Below are 16,370 nucleotides of genomic sequence, written 5' to 3'. Positions count from 1 at the left end.
AATATGTCCAGACGCGTCATATATATTGTACTGGACGGTTTAAGTGATCTGGTAGCCCGTGAACACATGGGCTACCTACTTGCTTTGACCGAAGCCAATATCGCCACTCACTATACCATTGCCTGTGAACTGCCTGGGATTTCACGCCCCCTCTACGAGTGCCTATTAACAGGAGCCACGCCGGTTGAAAGTGGCGTGCTGCACAATCAAGTGGTTCGCCTTAGTAATCAGACCAGCTTATTCGATCTGGCCCGTTCACAGGGGAAAACCACCGCAGCAGCAGCCTATCATTGGGTCAGTGAACTCTATAATAATGCCCCTTATGATCCCGTAAGAGATCGCATCACTTGTGCACCTGCGCTGCCGATCCAGTACGGGATGTTTTATCACAAAGATCATTATCCAGATGATCACTTATTTTTGGACGCCGAGTATCTGCGCCGTACTTATGACCCAGATTTACTCCTGATCCACCCGATGAACATTGACGATGCGGGCCATAAGTTCGCTTTTGATTCCAAGCAATATCGCAATCAAGCGCGTATGACGGATGGCATTTTGTCAAATTGGCTACCCAGCTGGTTAGAACAGGGCTATCAGATCGTCATCACCGCCGATCATGGTATGAATAACGATTTTAGCCATGGCGGTATCCTGCCGGAAGAACGCCAAGTGCCCTTGTTTGTAATGGGGGAGGTGTTTAGCCATGATAAGTTTGCCAGCCCTAAACAGACGCAATTGTGTGGCTTGGTCGCCGATATTCTCAAGCTCCCTCATGACAAGCCGAACTGCCGAACCATGCTTAAGGACGTCCCGTGAACAATAGATTATGTCGTCCATTTTTGGTGTTCATTCCTTTTTTCATCATCCTCGGCCTGTTTCAACTGGCCCCTTTGGTGTGGGTTGTCATAAACAGTTTCATCAATAATGACGGCCATTGGTCGCTGGCCAATTATCAGCAAGTGGTGAGTTCGCCATTCTACCGACAGGCCTTTACCCATAGCTTTTTGATATCGATTTTTTCTGCAGTGGCGGGTTTACTCATCGCGACCATAGGTTGTGCCTCGCTCCGCCATATGCAGGGAAAAATACGCAATATCATGATTGCCTTTACCAATATGACCAGTAACTTCGCGGGTGTGCCACTGGCGTTTGCTTTCATTATTGTCTTGGGCTTTAACGGGGCAATCACCTTGATTCTGCGCAAATGGGGATGGATAAACAGTTTTGATCTGTATGGTACCCAAGGCTTGTCTGTCGTCTATACCTATTTTCAGATTCCGCTTGCCATGTTGTTACTCTATCCCGCGTTTGATGCCTTAAAAGTTGATTGGCAGGAGGCAGCCAGTTTATTAGGCGCTTCTCACCGCTATTATTGGCAACATATTGCACTACCAGTTCTTAGCCCTGCGTTATTAGGCACCTTCATCATTTTATTAGCCAATGGCTTAGGTACCTACGCAACGGCTTATACCCTGACCTCAGGCAACTACAATTTGGTTACGGTGCGCATTGCTAACTTGGTCGCAGGGGATTTATTTCTGCAACCCAATCTTGCTGCTGCGATTTCGGTCATCTTGATGTCCCTGTTAATTTTTATTACTTGTGTTAATCAATGGCTCGTTAAAAGGAGCTATCATGTCTACTAAACGTGCGATGGCTTATCACTATTCGGTTACCTGTTTTATCTATTTTCTGTTGCTCATTCCGTTGCTCGCCACCTTAGTGTATTCCCTATGCGATCAATGGGGTGCCACCATTTTGCCCTCTGGTTTTACTTTTAAATGGTACATTCAGCTTTGGACAGATCCACGCTTTCTCACAGCACTCTATCATTCCATGACACTGGCCGTTGGCACGCTGATTCTCAGTGCCGTGTTAATAGTTCCTTGCGTGTTTGTGGTGTTTTACTACTATCCTAAACTCGATACTGGGCTGAACATTTTGACCCTGCTGCCATTTGCTATCCCTCCAGTGGTGTCATCCGTTGGTTTATTGCAGCTTTATTCTGATTACCCATTGCTGTTAACGGGTACTCCTTGGATTCTCGTCGGTTGTTATGTGGGCATTGCGCTACCTTTTATCTATCGTGCTGTGAACAACAACCTACGCGCCCTGAACGTGCATGACCTCATGGATGCGGCACGCCTATTAGGCGCCAGCAGTACTCAAGCTTTTTTTAAATTGATTTTACCCAACATTCGTAAAGGCTTGATGGCGTCTTTATTTCTGTCCTTCTCTTTCCTAATTGGTGAGTTTGTCTTTGCTAACCTGCTGGCTGGCGCCAATTTTGAGACGTTACAGGTCTATCTCTACAACATGCAGCAAAACAGCAGCCATTTTACTTCTGCATTGGTGATTTCCTATTTCTCCATCACCTTGATACTGACACTGCTAGCCACTCGATTTAACCGTTAGGACGTCATCCATGAATTCAGTTGCCATTTCCCATTTAACAAAACGCTTTACTGAAAAAACGGTCTTCTCTGATATTAATTTAACCATTCAAGACGGCGAGTTTTTCACGCTATTAGGCCCTTCTGGCTGTGGTAAATCCACACTATTACGCTGTTTGGCAGGACTCACCCAAGTCGACAACGGAACCATACAATTAGGCGAACGGGACATCACTCACCTTGCTCCACAAAAACGAGATATTGGCATGGTGTTCCAAAGCTACGCGCTGTTTCCCAACCTCACGGTAAGAGAAAATGTCGCCTTCGGTTTGCGCATTCAAAAGCTGGATACTAAGCAAATCAAACAGCGTGTCGATGACATCCTCGCACTGGTTGAGTTAGGAGAGTTTGCCGAGCGTTATCCTCATTCTTTATCAGGCGGTCAGCGCCAACGGGTAGCGTTAGCCCGCAGCTTGGTGGTACGCCCCAAAATGCTCTTACTAGATGAGCCCCTATCGGCACTTGATGCGCGTATTCGCAAACATTTACGCCAGCAAATCTGTGCCATTCAAAGGGAGTTAAAACTCACAACGGTCTTCGTCACCCACGATCAAGAAGAAGCCCTGACCATGTCGGACCGTATTGCTTTGATGAACGAAGGTAAAATCATACAATGTGACCCACCGGAAAAGCTCTATATCGAACCAAGCTCCGACTTTACTGCTCGCTTTATGGGGCAATATAACGTGCTGGATGCGGATCAAGCGCAACAACTGTTTAAAGAAGCCTATCAAGGTTCGCTCGCCATTCGCCCTGAGTCGATTTATGTCTTTGAGGATAACCGACAATACGATGAACGATTTTCAGATAAAATTGCCGCCACCGTCAAAAGTCAACAGTTACTGGGTTCCATCATCCGCTATCAACTGATCGCCAATAATGTTGAACTTACCGTCGATCTACTCAATCGTCGTGCGGAAAGACTGTTCGATGTGGGAAGCGAACTCTCTATCTTGATTGATAAGTCGGCCATGCGTCATCTCTAATCTATAGCGAGTAGGAACAAATAGCCGAACGCTCTGAAGAACGGATACAGCTATCATCCCCTACCAAGTCGCTGTATTCGCTGCAGCGGCTTGAATAGGAGTTGAGAAGCTCTTAGGGAAGGTCGTGACGATTCGAATTATAAGGAGGTAACCCCATATCTCGTTTAACAAAATCCGGTAGATGACGAGATGACTGCTGTATATTCTGCTCTTTACGATAGATTTCCTTATCCTGTCTTTTTTTCTTTTGGTCTTTATACCATTTGATTATTTTTTGGTTTAACCATAACAATAATGTCCACATAGCCTTCTCTCCTTGTCTGTAGGCTTGTATTATTAAAAAGAAATGCATAAAAAACGAACGTTGTATTCTTACGATATACATTAGAAAATCTTATATAATGCTGTTTTCGACCACCCCACATGGACGCCACCCATGAACACACGAGTCTCCCATCTCAAAGCCACACATTATTTCTGTATTGCCAGTCAAACCTTGAGTTATACCAAGGCAGCCCAGCAACTCCACGTTTCCCAAGCCGCCGTCAGCCAACAAATTCGCTTATTGGAAGACTATTTGGGAGTACCGTTGTTTTATCGTCATGGGCGAGAAATGCGCTTAACACGCCAAGGGCAACACTTGTCATCCCACCTGACTCAAGCGTTTGATCATATTCAAAAAGGATTAGACAGTGTCAAACTCGAACCCTTAGAAGGGATTTTGGAAGTATCAGGACTACAGAGTTTCGTATCCTTATGGTTGATGCCCAGATTATGGCGTTTCTCGGATCTGCACCAAGAAATTACAGTAAAGCTCTTTTCATCCGATGAACGAGAAGACATTCACTCCGGTAAAATAGACGTCATTATTGATAACAAGCTAACCAACGACAAAGAAGACATTGTTCAACAACGCTTATTATCTTCAGAGGTAATTCCTGTCTGTTCGCCCTTATTAGAAGCTCGAATTGGTTTTTATCATGCATCAGACCTATTGAAATGCTGGATGATTCAAGTTGATGACCCAGCCTATCAATGGAAGGTGTGGTTTGCTGAGCAGTCAATATGTCCGATACGTACAGGCAATATTCCTTGGGCCGAAGTGAACTCTTGGTACATGGGCATCAGTGCAGTGAAAGCAGGGCACGGAGTGTTCCTATGCCCACGCTTTTTAGTAGAAGAAGAATTACAAGAAGGGACATTGGTAGAGGCCTTTCCTAAAGCCATTAATCAACCAATAGAGTTCTACGCCACCTACGCAAAAAGCTCCCCGAAAAAAGCACGCATTGAAGCCTTTGTTGATTGGACGCTCCTAGAAACCGAACGAAAAAATAAAAAGCCCTCGGCGGAACACCCCCATCAAGCTCTGCCTTGGCCCTAATGCAGTTTAGTCAGTGAATAGATCTGACGGAATAATCGCGCCACGCTGCTGGATCACTTGCGCCGCTATAGTATGCGCTTTAAGAGCCGCTTCTTTAGGGCTAGCCCCCTGAAGAAGCCCTGCGATATAGCCACCATTGAATGAATCTCCAGCCCCAGTGGTATCAATCGGTGTAATACCTGGTAAGGCAGGCACGAGCGTTTTCTCTGACGCAATAAAACAACCTTTTGCCCCCATTTTGACAATCACATCACCAGCTCCCTGTGCTAACCAGAAAGCCGTCACCGTATCGGCGCTATTTAGGTCCTGCAGTGCCTCTTCGTCTTCTAGGGTCGTCATGACAATCGCTCCCGTTTTCGCTAGGGCTTGGAAGCTTGCTAATGCGTCGCGTTTTGATTCCCATAAAGCGGGGCGATAATTCGGATCAAAAATCACCTGACGACCCTGTTCTTTCAACGTATCGATTAACAACGCTCGATCATTAGGTGGTAAGATCGCCAACGAAATACCCGATAGATAAACCGTTGAGAAGGATTCTAACGACGCTAACAAACGATGACCCTCTTGCCCTTGGAACAGGCTTTTCGCCGCCGATTGTGAACGCCAATAGGTAAAATAGCGCTCCCCGTGGACATCGTTTTCGACTAAATAAAGCCCCACAGTGCGATCATCCATCTGACGGATGTATTGTGTATCAAGGCCCGCATTTTCTAAGGTTTGCACAAGTTCCTGACTCAACGCATCCTTACCGACAGCGGTCATATAACTAACACGTTCACCTGTACCTAAAATATGCTTCAAATAGTAAGCTGTATTGAAAGTGTCCCCAGCGAAGCCTTTTTTTAATTGGTCAGGCTGATCCGATGCCATCAGTTCCACCATGCATTCACCAATGCAGACCACAGAACAATGTGTCATTGTGTGTTTTCCTCTTGCAAAACATATCGCTTTAACGCGAACTCCACACCGCGAATTTCTGCCAAGCCCTTCATTCGACCTAACGCAGAATACCCAGGCTTCGATTCTCGACGTAAATCGTCCATGATTTGATGACCGTGGTCAGGGCGTAAGGGAATAGGGTGATGCAATCCCAATGATCGACGACGTTGCTCCTCTTTTAACAACACCAGCATCACATCCGCAATATCAGCGTTGCCTTCTAAATGGGCCGCTTCATGGAAGCTGCCCCAAGTGTCTTCTCGTTGCGTGGAACGTAGGTGGGTAAAGTAAATCCGCTCAGCGAAACTAGTGGCCATTTCACATAATGCATTATCTTCACGGACGCCATAAGACCCAGTGCAAAAGGTTAAACCATTGGTCATGGAAGGCACCCGTTGAATCAACCATTCAATATCGTCTTTTGTCGACACAATGCGCGGCAACCCAAACAAAGGGCGCGGTGGGTCATCCGGATGAACCGCCAAATGCACACCACAGAGTTCGGCAATGGGGACAATTTCATCTAAAAAGAGGCCAAAATTTTCTCTTAATGTGGCTTTATCAATGCCATCGTAAGCGTCTAAGGCCTCGCGGAAGTTGTCCAAAGTATAGCTTTCTTCTGCCCCAGGTAAGCCCGCTAGGATAGTGCCAATTAAAACGTCCTTTTGCTGTTGCGTTAATTGCTCAACATACTGCTTGGCGGCGTGTATTTCCACGTCCGTATAGGTGTTTTCGCTACCAGGTCGCTGCAAGATAAATAGGTCAAACGCGGCAAAAGCAGTTTGATCAAAACGCAGCGCGCGGGAGCCATCTGGTAGGGCATAGGTTAAATCAGTACGTGTCCAATCCAAGACGGGCATAAAGTTATAGCACACCGTGGTTACACCACACTCCGCCAAGTTTTGGATACTCTGGGCATAATTCTGAATGTAGGTTTGGTAATGACCAGTGCGTTGTTTAATATCCTCATGCACAGGAATACTTTCAACCACAGACCAGCGCATGCCGGCCTGTTCAATCGTGTTTTTAACCTTTTGGATAACCTCAGTAGGCCACACTTCCCCATTAGGAATATGGTGCAATGCAGTGACAATGCCAGTTACACCCGCTTGTCGAATATCCTGTAATGAGATGGGATCCTGCTCCCCAAACCAGCGCCATGTATGTTCCATAGTAAACTCTCTTGTTTTTATTGAGACATTCCAGCAATTAGTCAAATACTTTTAATAGCTTGAATGGATAAGTTCTTGAACACGCGTTTTGTTGATCAGTGCGCTAAAATAATGAACCACTCGACTCACACAGTCGCTATCGGAACGAATCTCAACTGGAAAAATATCGTCACGCGATAAGCACGCAGTCACTAACTCATATGCGGTAGCGTCGGGCTGTTTCATAATGTCAAATAGGTCACTTTCTAACGGATCATTGATGGATCGTTGAGCTTTTTCCGCTAAGTAGATAAATGCCATCCAACCGGCAATGCCAAGCTCGATGGCGGAGGTTTTATGAAATAACCCCCGCTGTTCGACAAGCGTGCCTAACCAGCGCTGAGGCAGCTTTTGACTGCCATCCATCGCGATTTGAATTAGCTGATGTTGCAGACTGTCATTTTTGAAACGAGCAATTAGCCGCTGATAATAATCGGTCAACACAGATTCAGGGAAACCGGACAGCGTCGGCGCCACTTCCTTAAGCATAAAGCCCTCAAGCAAGCGACCAATCGCCTCGTCCTGCATAGCTTGTGCCACGGTTTTATAGCCAGCTAGAGAGCCAAGATAAGCCAGCAATGAATGACTACCGTTGAGCATGCGTAACTTCATCATTTCATACTGGGCAACATCATCGACCATTTCTACACCAACGTCTTCCCATTTAGGTCGGCCAGCAGGAAAGTGGTCTTCTACTACCCATTGGCTAAATTGCTCACACTTCACCACCGTTGGTTCTCTAATGCCAGTGTCCCGTTCAATGTCGGCTAAGTCTTCTGGCGTGACCGCTGGCACAATGCGATCGACCATCGAACTTGGAAACGCCACATGGCTCTCAATCCATTGCGCTAAGGCTGGATTCTGAGCATGCGCCAAGGCCACCACCGCATTTTTGGTTCGCTTACCGTTATGGGGCATATTATCGCAAGATAAGACGGTAAACGGCGGCATGCCTTTCTCACGACGTAGCTTTAACGCCACCACGATAAAGCCTAAAGCGGTTTTTGGAGTATCGGGTGAAGCAATATCATGCTGAATATCCGGGTTGTCCACTAGCAATGCTCCAGTTGACGGTGCTAAGTAGTAGCCTTTTTCCGTCACCGTTAACGTCACTATCTTGATATGTGGTGCCACCAGAGTATTGATCAGGTCGAGGCCGCCTTCCTTCGTGCCACTAAACAGCGTCTGTTTTATCGCTTTAATGGAACGGATGGTAAGATGTTGGCTGTCAGCGTATTCAATCACTTGGTATTGATTATTCGCTTTGTTCAGTTGCTCCACCAGCTGATAATTGGAGCGAATATTCGCACTGGCAATCATCCAATCACCACCGTGTAATGCCAATACTTGCTCTCCATACACCGCTTGATGGGCGCGATGAAATGCCCCAAGCCCAATATGGACAATGCCTACTTGATGTTTTGATGGATCAAGAGAACTCGAAATCGTATTAATTTGCATAGTAAAAGCGCTCTTAATGAATGAGTGACGGCAACCATAAAGACACTGCAGGGATATAAGACACAAGCAGTAAAACAATTAGGTTACAGATTAGAAAAGGCCAAATGGCTTTCACCACTTTGGTCATGGGCAATTCACCAATGCCAGCGGCAACAAAGAGACACACACCAACGGGTGGTGTCGTCAGGCCAATAATCAAGTTCAGTACGGCCATCACACCGAAGTGAATAGGGTCCATTCCAACCCCTTCCGCAACTTTTAACAAGGCAGGAAAGAGAATGATCAACGCTGCAATGGTTTCCATAAAGCCGCCCACTATCAGAAGCACAATATTGATAATGAGAATAACGACATAAGGGTTTTTGCTGATATCAAAGATGGCATTGGCCAACATTTGTGGAAGCTGCTCACTGGTCAAAATCCAGCCAAACAAATTGGCCATGCCAACTAAAAGCAACAAGCTTGCCGAGCTCATGGCCGTATCTACAAGCAACTTAGGCAGGTTTTTCCAAGTAATGCCCTTATAAACAAACATACCAACGACAAAGGCATACAAACTGGCCATGATTGAGGCTTCAGTTGGCGTAAAGAGTCCGCCGATAATCCCATAGAGGATGATAAAGGTCATCAATAGAGCCCAAAAAGCCCCTTTACCAACAGACAGAACCTCACGAAAGGTCGCTTTTTTCTCACGGGGGTACTGACGTTTCACGGCGATAATGTAGGCCGTTATCATCATCGCAAGCCCCAATAAAAAGCCTGGGACAACACCTGCGAGAAACATTTTGCCAACCGATATACCGCTTAAAGAACCAACAATGATCATTGGCACACTAGGAGGAATGATCGGTCCAACCGTCGAAGAAGCCGCCGTTACAGCCGCCGCGAAGGATTTGTCATAACCGCTGCGTGTCATCCCCGGAATCATCACGGCACCAATACTGGCGGTATCAGCCACAGCAGTTCCAGAGATGCCACCAAAGATCATCGAACCACCCACGTTGGCCAAGCCTAAACCGCCACGAATATGGCCCAACAAGGCATTACTAAAGCGAATAATATAGTCCGTTATATTCCCCACATTCATTAAATTCCCCGCCAGGATAAAACCGGGAATACACAGCAATACAAAGGAATCCATTCCCGCATACAAACGCTGAGGAACGATGGTCAGCGAAATCCCAGCCAGCATTAAGTAACTCAATGAAGAGATACCCAAGCAAAAAACGATGGGCACACCAATCAATAATAAAGAAAAGAACACAGCAAAAAGAACGAATGTATCCATTATGACTCTGCTCCTTGGTTATCGCGATCAAGCAGCAAAAATAGTGCGCAGACCACACTGTAAAAGACGGTTACACAGAAAAACACGTACACAGACATAAAGATCCACGACATAGGGATTTCTAGAGTAGGGGAGGTTTGCCAGCGACCTATCATCACGTACTTCAAGGCAAACGGTAAAATATAATAGGCAAAACCGCCGATCAGAACATGGCAAAAAATCTGATAAGCTTTATGCCATGCAGGGGGCAACGCCCAATGGAACAGCTCTAAACGAACATGGCGATTATGTCGAATCACCAACCCCGAACTAAACACAATTAGATAAAGAAACAGATAGCGAGACAGCTCTTCTGTCCAAATAGGAGAGGAAGGAAGCATAAAACGTGATACGACTTGAATAATCACGACCACCACTATGCCCAATAAAGCAGACACAGCAAGTGTTGCAAAAACCCAATCCGTTATTCTGACCAGCCACCTTAACCCTTGCACAAGCTTCATAAGCCTTATTCTCAACGTCGAATGATTACCAACAATGTCACGCACTTTCCCCACAAAAAGCCCCCATTACTCAGGTAATAGGGACACCACTTTTTGAGGTTAGATTTTGTTATAAAGTGCAAGTTGCTCAGGTGTTAAAGACTCTTTTACTGCTTCTTTCGCCTTGGCTTTAAAAGCTGCCACATCCGATTTCACAAAGATCATTCCATGTTTTTCAAGGGTCTTTCTTAAATTGGCTTCATCAGAGGCAAACATACTATGCTCGTAGTTTTGCATCTTTTTCGCCGCATCTAACACCACCGCCTGCAGATCCTTCGGCATGCTGTTAAACTTATCTTGGCCAATAACCACATAGATCCAGCTACGCACATGGCCCGTTAGGTCGACGTATTTTTGCACCTCATAAAAACTCGCACTGTTAATCAAGCTCAGAGGGTTTTCTTGCGCATCAATCGTGTGTTGCTGAAGTGCTGTAAACACCTCGCTGAATGCCATAGGTATTGGTTTTGCCCCCAATTTTTGCCATACCTTCACAAACAAAGGTACGTTCGGTACTCGAAGTTTCAAGCCATCTAAGTCGCTCGGTTCAATGATTTTGCGGTTTGAGGTAAGGTAGCGAGGACCACGTTCAAACCAAGCAATCGGCTTAAGACCAGTACGCTGTTCAATTTGTTGCTTGATTTCTTTACCTACTTCGCCATCGACCACCTGTTTCATCTGTTTAGAACTGGTAATAGCATAGGGAACGGCCAGTAACGCGGCTTTAGGTGCCCAGTTTTGTAAGGATTCCCCGGTGATGGTCATATCCGCCGTACCCAGTTGAATGCTATTGATCACATCCATTTCTTTACCCAACTGCTCATTAGGATAAAGTTTTACTTTGATACGCCCATGTGATTCTTGCTCGGCGACTTGTTTGAACTTAATCGCCGCTTTCCCCCAAATGTTTTGGTTATTAACTGGGTAGCCAAATTTCAATGTGAAATCCGCCGCTTGAGAAAAGCCCGCCAACAAAACAGATGACATTAAGGCCGCTTTTAAGATTGGTTTTATCATTTTCTAGCTCCAATTTTTTATTTTTAAATGGATGGGATATTTACTCATCACCTCTTTACCCACTGGTCATTTGCCTTGCGTAATCAATAGAGCCACCCAAAAAGGCCTTTTGGGTGGAACTTAAACGCTGATTAGTGTGGCTTAGGAAACTCAATTCCTGCCTCTTGTGCGGATTTCAGCAAACGGTTTAACGTCTCATCATTTAATCGAACGCCATGAACCTTAGACTGTTTAGCGCAATCAAGGCCAAACTGCCCGGGTACTCGCACAGGACTCGTGTCGTCTTTAGGACGAGAAGCAAGACAGAGCTCTGTCAATTTATCCATCTGTTGCTTAAAGGCTGCTAAGCCAGCAAAAGCTTCTGGATCAATCAGCTGGATATAAACATTCCCACCCCACCGCGATACATCATCTGCTCGGCCATGCCCTGAAAGGCCTTGCGTCAGCATCTCTACCATCATGCTGAAACAATAACCTCTGTGCCCATAATCTGCGCCACCAATAGGAAGTATTGCGCCTCCATCATTGATAACGGTTGCATCCGTTGATTCATTGCCTTTTTTATCTTGCAGCATTGGGTAGGGCATAGGCAGGCCAGTATTTAAATGTTCACGGACTTTAGAAAAGGTACAAATAGAAGTAACGGTATCAATAATCACTGGATCTTCACTTGTCGGATAACCAATCGCCCAAGGGTTGGGCGTTAACACTGGATCAAGCCCACCAAATGGTGCTACAAGTTTCCCAGCAGGATCGGATGTTGAAACAATACAAATCAAGTCCTTATCCGCCGCTAACTTAACATAAGTGGATAAACAACCAATGTGATGTGCCCGATTAATCGAAGCGGTAACAACCCCATACTCTTTTATACGCGAAAACGCTTCATCCATTGCCTTATTCATCATCCAGATCCCTGGAAGGTATTGTGCATTCCAGACAAATGTCGAGCCAGTATCGTTAACGATGACAACGTCATCGGCTTCTTGCATCTTCCCCGCCTGTAACTCTGGAATATAATAGGGAATTAACGATAAGCCATGTGTCGTAAAACCTAATTCATCACTTTGAATTAATAGTTCAGTGGTAATATTGGCTCTTTCTTCAGGCATTCCATATTGAGTTAATAGTTTGGTTCCTAATGTTTTCAATTCATTACGATTAAAATAGGTAAAGTTCATTTCTTACTCCATTAAAGTAGAAGGCAGCATCAAAGATATCTCAGGAAACAAAGTTAAAATAATTAAAAACAATATGAAGGTCATAATAAATGGCAGTGAGGATTTGAAAAAATCTTCCGTTTTACACTTCAACAAACTGCATACGGTAAACATACAGATACCAACAGGAGGCGTGTTTGCTCCGATGAGAATGGTTGTTGTCATAATTATGCCAACATGTACAGGGTCGTAACCAATTGAGGTCAAAACAGGTAAGATAATTGGAGTCAATAGGAGTATACAAACCGAACCATCTAGAATCATTCCGAAAAATAATACGAGCAATAAACACAAGGCTAATATCAAATAATGGTTGGTAGTGATCCTTGAAATGAAATCTCCTGCTGCGACAGGTAGTTGCTCTAATATGATGGCATACCCTAATGCCCCAGCAGCCATTATCAAGAACATCACCATGCCTAAGTCGACGGCCGAGTTTTTTAACGCCTTTTTCAGACCATCAAAAGATAACTCTTTGTAAACCCAGCGCCCCACAATCAATGCATAAACTACGATAAAAGCACCGGCTTCACTAGGAGTAAAAAGGCCAAGTCGAATAACAAATAGTAAAAAAACAGGGAATAACAACGCCCAAATATTGATTTTCGCGCTATGAGATACCTCTTTGAACTTAGGCAATCCCGGTAGTTCAGGTTGTATTTTATAACGTTTTGCAATCCACCAACTTAGCATCATCTGCATAACCGTTAGTAGTAATCCAGGGATGATGCCCGCTAGAAAAAGCTTACCGATTGATACATTTCCGACAAAACCAAATAGAATCAAGCTAATGCTAGGAGGAAATAGACCGGTAATAAGAGAGCTAAAGGCAATCACATTAGCAGAATAAGGAACAGGATAGCCTTTACGCGCCATCTCTGGTCCAATCAATCGACTTTGCATGGAAGCATCAGCCACAGCAGACCCAGAGACACCTCCAAGGATGGCACTCATAAAGATAGATATTTGCGCTAAACCACCCGACATCCAGCCCACAACATAGCGAGTAAAATGAAAAAGGCGGGCAGCAATGCCCGTTTCATTCATAATGTTACCAACTAGAATAAATAACGGCACCGCCAGTAACGCAAAATTCTGCGTAGGCGAGGCTATTTTTTGATAAAAAATAGTAAATGGTAACTCACCAATAAAGTAAAAATAGACAGCTGATGATATTAAAATTGAAAAAGAGACGGGCATACCTATGAGAATTAAGACAAAAAACACTATGCTTAATGTTAACATCTTATACCTCTGCCTTTTCTTCTTTAAATTTATAGCATCCTATTTTTTTTATACAGCTTTCTATTTGAGCCATGATGGTAATAGACATCAAGAACATGGAGATTGGAATAATCGGCATCACATATCTGTATGGAATGCCAGTCGCATTAAACATCCTAAACCTATACACTTGAATCAACTCCATACCTCTACTAATAGAAAAGAGGGTAAAGCCTAACATCAGTATAAGTACTAATAATTGAATGATGTTTTGTGTCTTTTCGCTTAGTTTTTCGACAAGGTATGTTATCCCAATATGTTGTTTTTTCTTTAGCGTTATATCGACACATAAAAAACAAATAAGCATGAAGAGTATTTTGGCAATTTCAATAGACCAAATTATTGGATACCCCAAACTTCTTGATACAGCGGAGCAAAATACAAGTGCAACAATTAATGATAAAACAATCTGAGACAAAACAACTTCTAGGCGATAAATATATCGGCTTATTTTATTAAACATAAAAGCTCCTAAAGCTCAATTTAATAATGAACTACCATTTTTAGGTTTATCATTTTAAGCTTGCTTCTACTTTTTTATATTCCGACTCCAGCCCTAATTCTTTAAATAATCCTTTGCTATTTTCTTTAAATTTATTGATATCAACTGGGTGAAAGATCATTCCATGCTTAACAGACTCTTGAATATAATGCTTCTCATTTTTAATAATTTCATTAGTCACCAAATTGCCTGCATCAAATGCTTTTTCTTTTAGTAATTTTTGATATTTTTCGGGCAAAGATTTTAGCCAATGATCTCCTACAACAAGATATGTCATTAAATATGCATGATCTGTTGGTTGAATATATTTAGCGACTTCATATAGCTTAGAATCATAAAATGCGGCAGGATGAACTTCTACACCATCAATTACTTTTTGCTGTAATGCGGTATAGACTTCGTTCCACGGCATAGGTGTTGCTGTCCCTCCTAGCACTTCAACGGTTTTAATACCAATCTTTGAATCTGCCGCTCTAATACGCATACCTTTTACATCAGCAGGTGTTGATACCGGTTTTTTTGTAATTAACATTCTGGTTCCCTGAAACCAGTTCGCAGAAAGAATATCTAACCCACCTTTTTTTTGTAATTTCGCTTCTAATTTTTTGAAAGCATCTGATCTATAGTATTTTTGAGCTTGCTTTAAAGAGTCAAAAATATAAGGGCTGGCCAACACGCCAAAATCATTAACATAATTCTGTAAACGTGATGGATCCGCCATCATAGAGACATTAGAGCCCGCTCTAGCTTGCTCAATTAAGTCACCTGTTCCTCCAAGAGAGCCACTTGGGAAAACGTTAATCTTAATATCGCCATGGGAGGCAGACTCTACTTGTTTTTTAAAATAATACAGTCCTTTTGTTAGCGGGTTGTTTGGTGCCAACACCGTACTCATATTTAGCGTGTACGAGGCAGCATGTGCCGACAAGCTAATAAGTGATACAGATGCTATTAACCATGTTCTTTTGATCGTCATAATCGTCTCCGTTGTTTTTTATTTTTATTTCATGAGACATGCGGTCTCGTTATGAACTTCTCGTGCAAAAATTAATTAATCACTCGCTCATCTCCACAAGCACTTTGCGAGTCAGTTCAGGGTGGTTTTCCATTAGCTGAATCCCTTCAGAGATACTGTCTAATGAGATGCGGTGGCTAATAAGCGCGAGTGGATCCAAACGGCCAGTTGAAATCATTTCCAGCACATAAGGAAAACGTTTGTTATTCAGACGAGAGCCCACAATGGTTAGCTCTTTTTTAATCACTTCAATTTGTGCCAGATCACTCGGCGTCGCACTAAAACCTAACAAGCCAACACGGCCTGCAGGGCAAGCAATGCGCAGAATTTCAGGCAATAAGGCGGGGATGCAAGCCGCATCAGCAATCAAAGGTACACCTTCTCCGTTCATCCATTCTTGGATACAGTCCTCTACCTTTTGCTCTTTGCTGTTAATGGTGTCAGTCGCGCCCAAGGACTTGGCGGCGGCTAATCGCTCCTCAACAATGTCAGTGACAATAATGCGCTCAATGCCCATGGCCTTAGCCACTTGCACGATAGTCAAACCGATCACTCCTGCACCATAGACCAGTAAGGTATCCCCAGGAATGGGCGCCATACGAGAGAGCACATTCGCAGCAATAGAGTAAGGCTCCACTAATGCAGCCTGTTCAAGGCTCACATTGTCAGGCAGCTTTATAACATTGCTGGCAGGGGCACTGGTAAACTCACCAAAACCACCATTACAGTGTACGCCAAATACTTGTAAGTTAGCGCACACATTCGAACGGCCAGCTCGACAGGCATAACATTTCCCGCAACCAATAACCGGATCGACACAGACATGATCACCAACCGATACATGGTCAACGCCGTCTCCTACCGCCGCTACGACACCGGAAAACTCATGACCCGTAATGCGAGGAAACTGCACAAAGGGGTTCTGTCCATGAATGATATGGAGATCAGACCCACAGATCCCAGCAAAAGAGGTTTTGATTAACACTTCTCCCGCTTCAACGACAGGTCTATCTATATCGATCAGTGCATAGTCATTAACGTTTGCAACTTGGAAAGCTTTCATAATCG

Annotated in this window: 17 protein-coding genes; 5 read left to right on the top strand and 12 right to left on the bottom strand. The window is 44.2% G+C overall.

Features of this window, described 5'->3' with window-relative positions:
- The first annotated feature begins 3 nt into the window (after positions 1 to 3).
- Genes AC0VYG_RS00245 through AC0VYG_RS00230 form a run of 4 tightly spaced genes read left to right on the top strand, consistent with a single transcriptional unit; the run spans position 4 to position 3,442 of the window.
- Positions 4 to 819, top strand: coding sequence for an alkaline phosphatase family protein (locus AC0VYG_RS00245; protein ID WP_475430358.1), 816 nt, complete (start codon positions 4 to 6; stop codon positions 817 to 819).
- Entirely contained in the window at positions 816 to 1,649 is an 834-nt protein-coding gene (locus tag AC0VYG_RS00240; protein ID WP_475430357.1) for an ABC transporter permease, read from the top strand. The genes AC0VYG_RS00245 and AC0VYG_RS00240 overlap by 4 nt, the downstream gene beginning before the upstream one ends.
- A complete protein-coding gene (locus AC0VYG_RS00235) occupies positions 1,639 to 2,418 on the top strand; it encodes an ABC transporter permease (RefSeq protein WP_067011880.1) in 780 nt (259 codons plus the stop codon). The genes AC0VYG_RS00240 and AC0VYG_RS00235 overlap by 11 nt, the downstream gene beginning before the upstream one ends.
- Before the next feature lie 10 nt (positions 2,419 to 2,428).
- On the top strand, positions 2,429 to 3,442 hold the full coding sequence (locus tag AC0VYG_RS00230) for an ABC transporter ATP-binding protein (protein ID WP_475430356.1): 1,014 nt from the start codon (positions 2,429 to 2,431) through the stop codon (positions 3,440 to 3,442).
- Positions 3,443 to 3,554: 112 nt separating this feature from the next.
- Here AC0VYG_RS00230 and AC0VYG_RS00225 read toward each other — a convergent pair whose 3' ends face one another.
- Positions 3,555 to 3,746 carry a hypothetical protein gene (locus AC0VYG_RS00225; protein ID WP_199475710.1) on the bottom strand — a complete coding sequence of 64 codons (192 nt, stop codon included), beginning with the start codon at positions 3,744 to 3,746 and terminating at the stop codon, positions 3,555 to 3,557.
- A gap of 132 nt (positions 3,747 to 3,878) precedes the next feature.
- Between AC0VYG_RS00225 and AC0VYG_RS00220 the strand changes: the two genes are divergently transcribed.
- Complete coding sequence (locus AC0VYG_RS00220) at positions 3,879 to 4,823, top strand: LysR substrate-binding domain-containing protein (protein WP_475430355.1); 945 nt, start codon at positions 3,879 to 3,881, stop codon at positions 4,821 to 4,823.
- A 6-nt stretch (positions 4,824 to 4,829) separates the two neighbouring features.
- Here the strand turns inward: AC0VYG_RS00220 and AC0VYG_RS00215 are convergent, their stop codons facing one another.
- From AC0VYG_RS00215 to AC0VYG_RS00165, 11 genes are all read right to left on the bottom strand, one after another.
- Entirely contained in the window at positions 4,830 to 5,741 is a 912-nt protein-coding gene (locus AC0VYG_RS00215) for a sugar kinase (RefSeq protein WP_475430354.1), read from the bottom strand.
- Positions 5,738 to 6,934 (bottom strand): mannonate dehydratase, encoded by a 1,197-nt coding sequence (uxuA, locus tag AC0VYG_RS00210; protein WP_475430353.1) that lies wholly within the window; start codon positions 6,932 to 6,934, stop codon positions 5,738 to 5,740. The genes AC0VYG_RS00215 and uxuA overlap by 4 nt, the downstream gene beginning before the upstream one ends.
- A gap of 51 nt (positions 6,935 to 6,985) precedes the next feature.
- A complete protein-coding gene (locus AC0VYG_RS00205; protein WP_475430352.1) occupies positions 6,986 to 8,434 on the bottom strand; it encodes a mannitol dehydrogenase family protein in 1,449 nt (482 codons plus the stop codon).
- Between the two features lie 13 nt (positions 8,435 to 8,447).
- Positions 8,448 to 9,722: a TRAP transporter large permease gene (locus AC0VYG_RS00200; protein WP_067011863.1), complete on the bottom strand. Its 1,275-nt coding sequence runs from the start codon at positions 9,720 to 9,722 to the stop codon at positions 8,448 to 8,450.
- Complete coding sequence (locus AC0VYG_RS00195) at positions 9,722 to 10,225, bottom strand: TRAP transporter small permease (protein WP_067011861.1); 504 nt, start codon at positions 10,223 to 10,225, stop codon at positions 9,722 to 9,724. Before AC0VYG_RS00195 ends, AC0VYG_RS00200 begins: the two co-directional genes overlap by 1 nt.
- Positions 10,226 to 10,324: 99 nt before the next feature.
- On the bottom strand, positions 10,325 to 11,281 hold the full coding sequence (locus AC0VYG_RS00190; protein WP_067011859.1) for a TRAP transporter substrate-binding protein: 957 nt from the start codon (positions 11,279 to 11,281) through the stop codon (positions 10,325 to 10,327).
- Positions 11,282 to 11,412: 131 nt separating this feature from the next.
- Positions 11,413 to 12,462 (bottom strand): Ldh family oxidoreductase, encoded by a 1,050-nt coding sequence (locus AC0VYG_RS00185; protein ID WP_475430351.1) that lies wholly within the window; start codon positions 12,460 to 12,462, stop codon positions 11,413 to 11,415.
- A gap of 3 nt (positions 12,463 to 12,465) precedes the next feature.
- The gene (locus tag AC0VYG_RS00180) at positions 12,466 to 13,746 is read right to left on the bottom strand and encodes a TRAP transporter large permease (protein ID WP_067340466.1); all 1,281 of its coding nucleotides are present in this window, start codon (positions 13,744 to 13,746) and stop codon (positions 12,466 to 12,468) included.
- Between the two features lies 1 nt (position 13,747).
- Positions 13,748 to 14,248 carry a TRAP transporter small permease gene (locus AC0VYG_RS00175; protein ID WP_475430350.1) on the bottom strand — a complete coding sequence of 167 codons (501 nt, stop codon included), beginning with the start codon at positions 14,246 to 14,248 and terminating at the stop codon, positions 13,748 to 13,750.
- Between the two features lie 49 nt (positions 14,249 to 14,297).
- Positions 14,298 to 15,263: a C4-dicarboxylate TRAP transporter substrate-binding protein gene (locus AC0VYG_RS00170; RefSeq protein ID WP_475430349.1), complete on the bottom strand. Its 966-nt coding sequence runs from the start codon at positions 15,261 to 15,263 to the stop codon at positions 14,298 to 14,300.
- Between the two features lie 79 nt (positions 15,264 to 15,342).
- Positions 15,343 to 16,365, bottom strand: a complete 1,023-nt coding sequence (locus AC0VYG_RS00165) for a Zn-dependent oxidoreductase (RefSeq protein WP_475430348.1) — start codon at positions 16,363 to 16,365, stop codon at positions 15,343 to 15,345.
- Positions 16,366 to 16,370: the final 5 nt, after the last annotated feature.

This window comes from Marinomonas sp. 63XJN7_7_ISO-PGPR-S23-202, assembly GCF_056173505.1.
This window is presented reverse-complemented; position numbering and strand designations above follow the sequence as displayed.

What these genes read in the sequence shown, in the direction of transcription:
- AC0VYG_RS00235 (WP_067011880.1), top strand. Translation starts at nt 1,639, where the DNA reads ATGTCTACTAAACGTGCGATGGCTTATCACTATTCGGTTACCTGTTTT.
- AC0VYG_RS00225 (WP_199475710.1), bottom strand. Translation starts at nt 3,746, where the DNA reads ATGTGGACATTATTGTTATGGTTAAACCAAAAAATAATCAAATGGTAT.
- AC0VYG_RS00215 (WP_475430354.1), bottom strand. Translation starts at nt 5,741, where the DNA reads ATGACACATTGTTCTGTGGTCTGCATTGGTGAATGCATGGTGGAACTG.
- AC0VYG_RS00200 (WP_067011863.1), bottom strand. Translation starts at nt 9,722, where the DNA reads ATGGATACATTCGTTCTTTTTGCTGTGTTCTTTTCTTTATTATTGATT.
- uxuA (WP_475430353.1), bottom strand. Translation starts at nt 6,934, where the DNA reads ATGGAACATACATGGCGCTGGTTTGGGGAGCAGGATCCCATCTCATTA.
- AC0VYG_RS00175 (WP_475430350.1), bottom strand. Translation starts at nt 14,248, where the DNA reads ATGTTTAATAAAATAAGCCGATATATTTATCGCCTAGAAGTTGTTTTG.
- AC0VYG_RS00165 (WP_475430348.1), bottom strand. Translation starts at nt 16,365, where the DNA reads ATGAAAGCTTTCCAAGTTGCAAACGTTAATGACTATGCACTGATCGAT.
- AC0VYG_RS00220 (WP_475430355.1), top strand. Translation starts at nt 3,879, where the DNA reads ATGAACACACGAGTCTCCCATCTCAAAGCCACACATTATTTCTGTATT.
- AC0VYG_RS00195 (WP_067011861.1), bottom strand. Translation starts at nt 10,225, where the DNA reads ATGAAGCTTGTGCAAGGGTTAAGGTGGCTGGTCAGAATAACGGATTGG.
- AC0VYG_RS00245 (WP_475430358.1), top strand. Translation starts at nt 4, where the DNA reads ATGTCCAGACGCGTCATATATATTGTACTGGACGGTTTAAGTGATCTG.
- AC0VYG_RS00205 (WP_475430352.1), bottom strand. Translation starts at nt 8,434, where the DNA reads ATGCAAATTAATACGATTTCGAGTTCTCTTGATCCATCAAAACATCAA.
- AC0VYG_RS00230 (WP_475430356.1), top strand. Translation starts at nt 2,429, where the DNA reads ATGAATTCAGTTGCCATTTCCCATTTAACAAAACGCTTTACTGAAAAA.
- AC0VYG_RS00180 (WP_067340466.1), bottom strand. Translation starts at nt 13,746, where the DNA reads ATGTTAACATTAAGCATAGTGTTTTTTGTCTTAATTCTCATAGGTATG.
- AC0VYG_RS00190 (WP_067011859.1), bottom strand. Translation starts at nt 11,281, where the DNA reads ATGATAAAACCAATCTTAAAAGCGGCCTTAATGTCATCTGTTTTGTTG.
- AC0VYG_RS00185 (WP_475430351.1), bottom strand. Translation starts at nt 12,462, where the DNA reads ATGAACTTTACCTATTTTAATCGTAATGAATTGAAAACATTAGGAACC.
- AC0VYG_RS00170 (WP_475430349.1), bottom strand. Translation starts at nt 15,263, where the DNA reads ATGACGATCAAAAGAACATGGTTAATAGCATCTGTATCACTTATTAGC.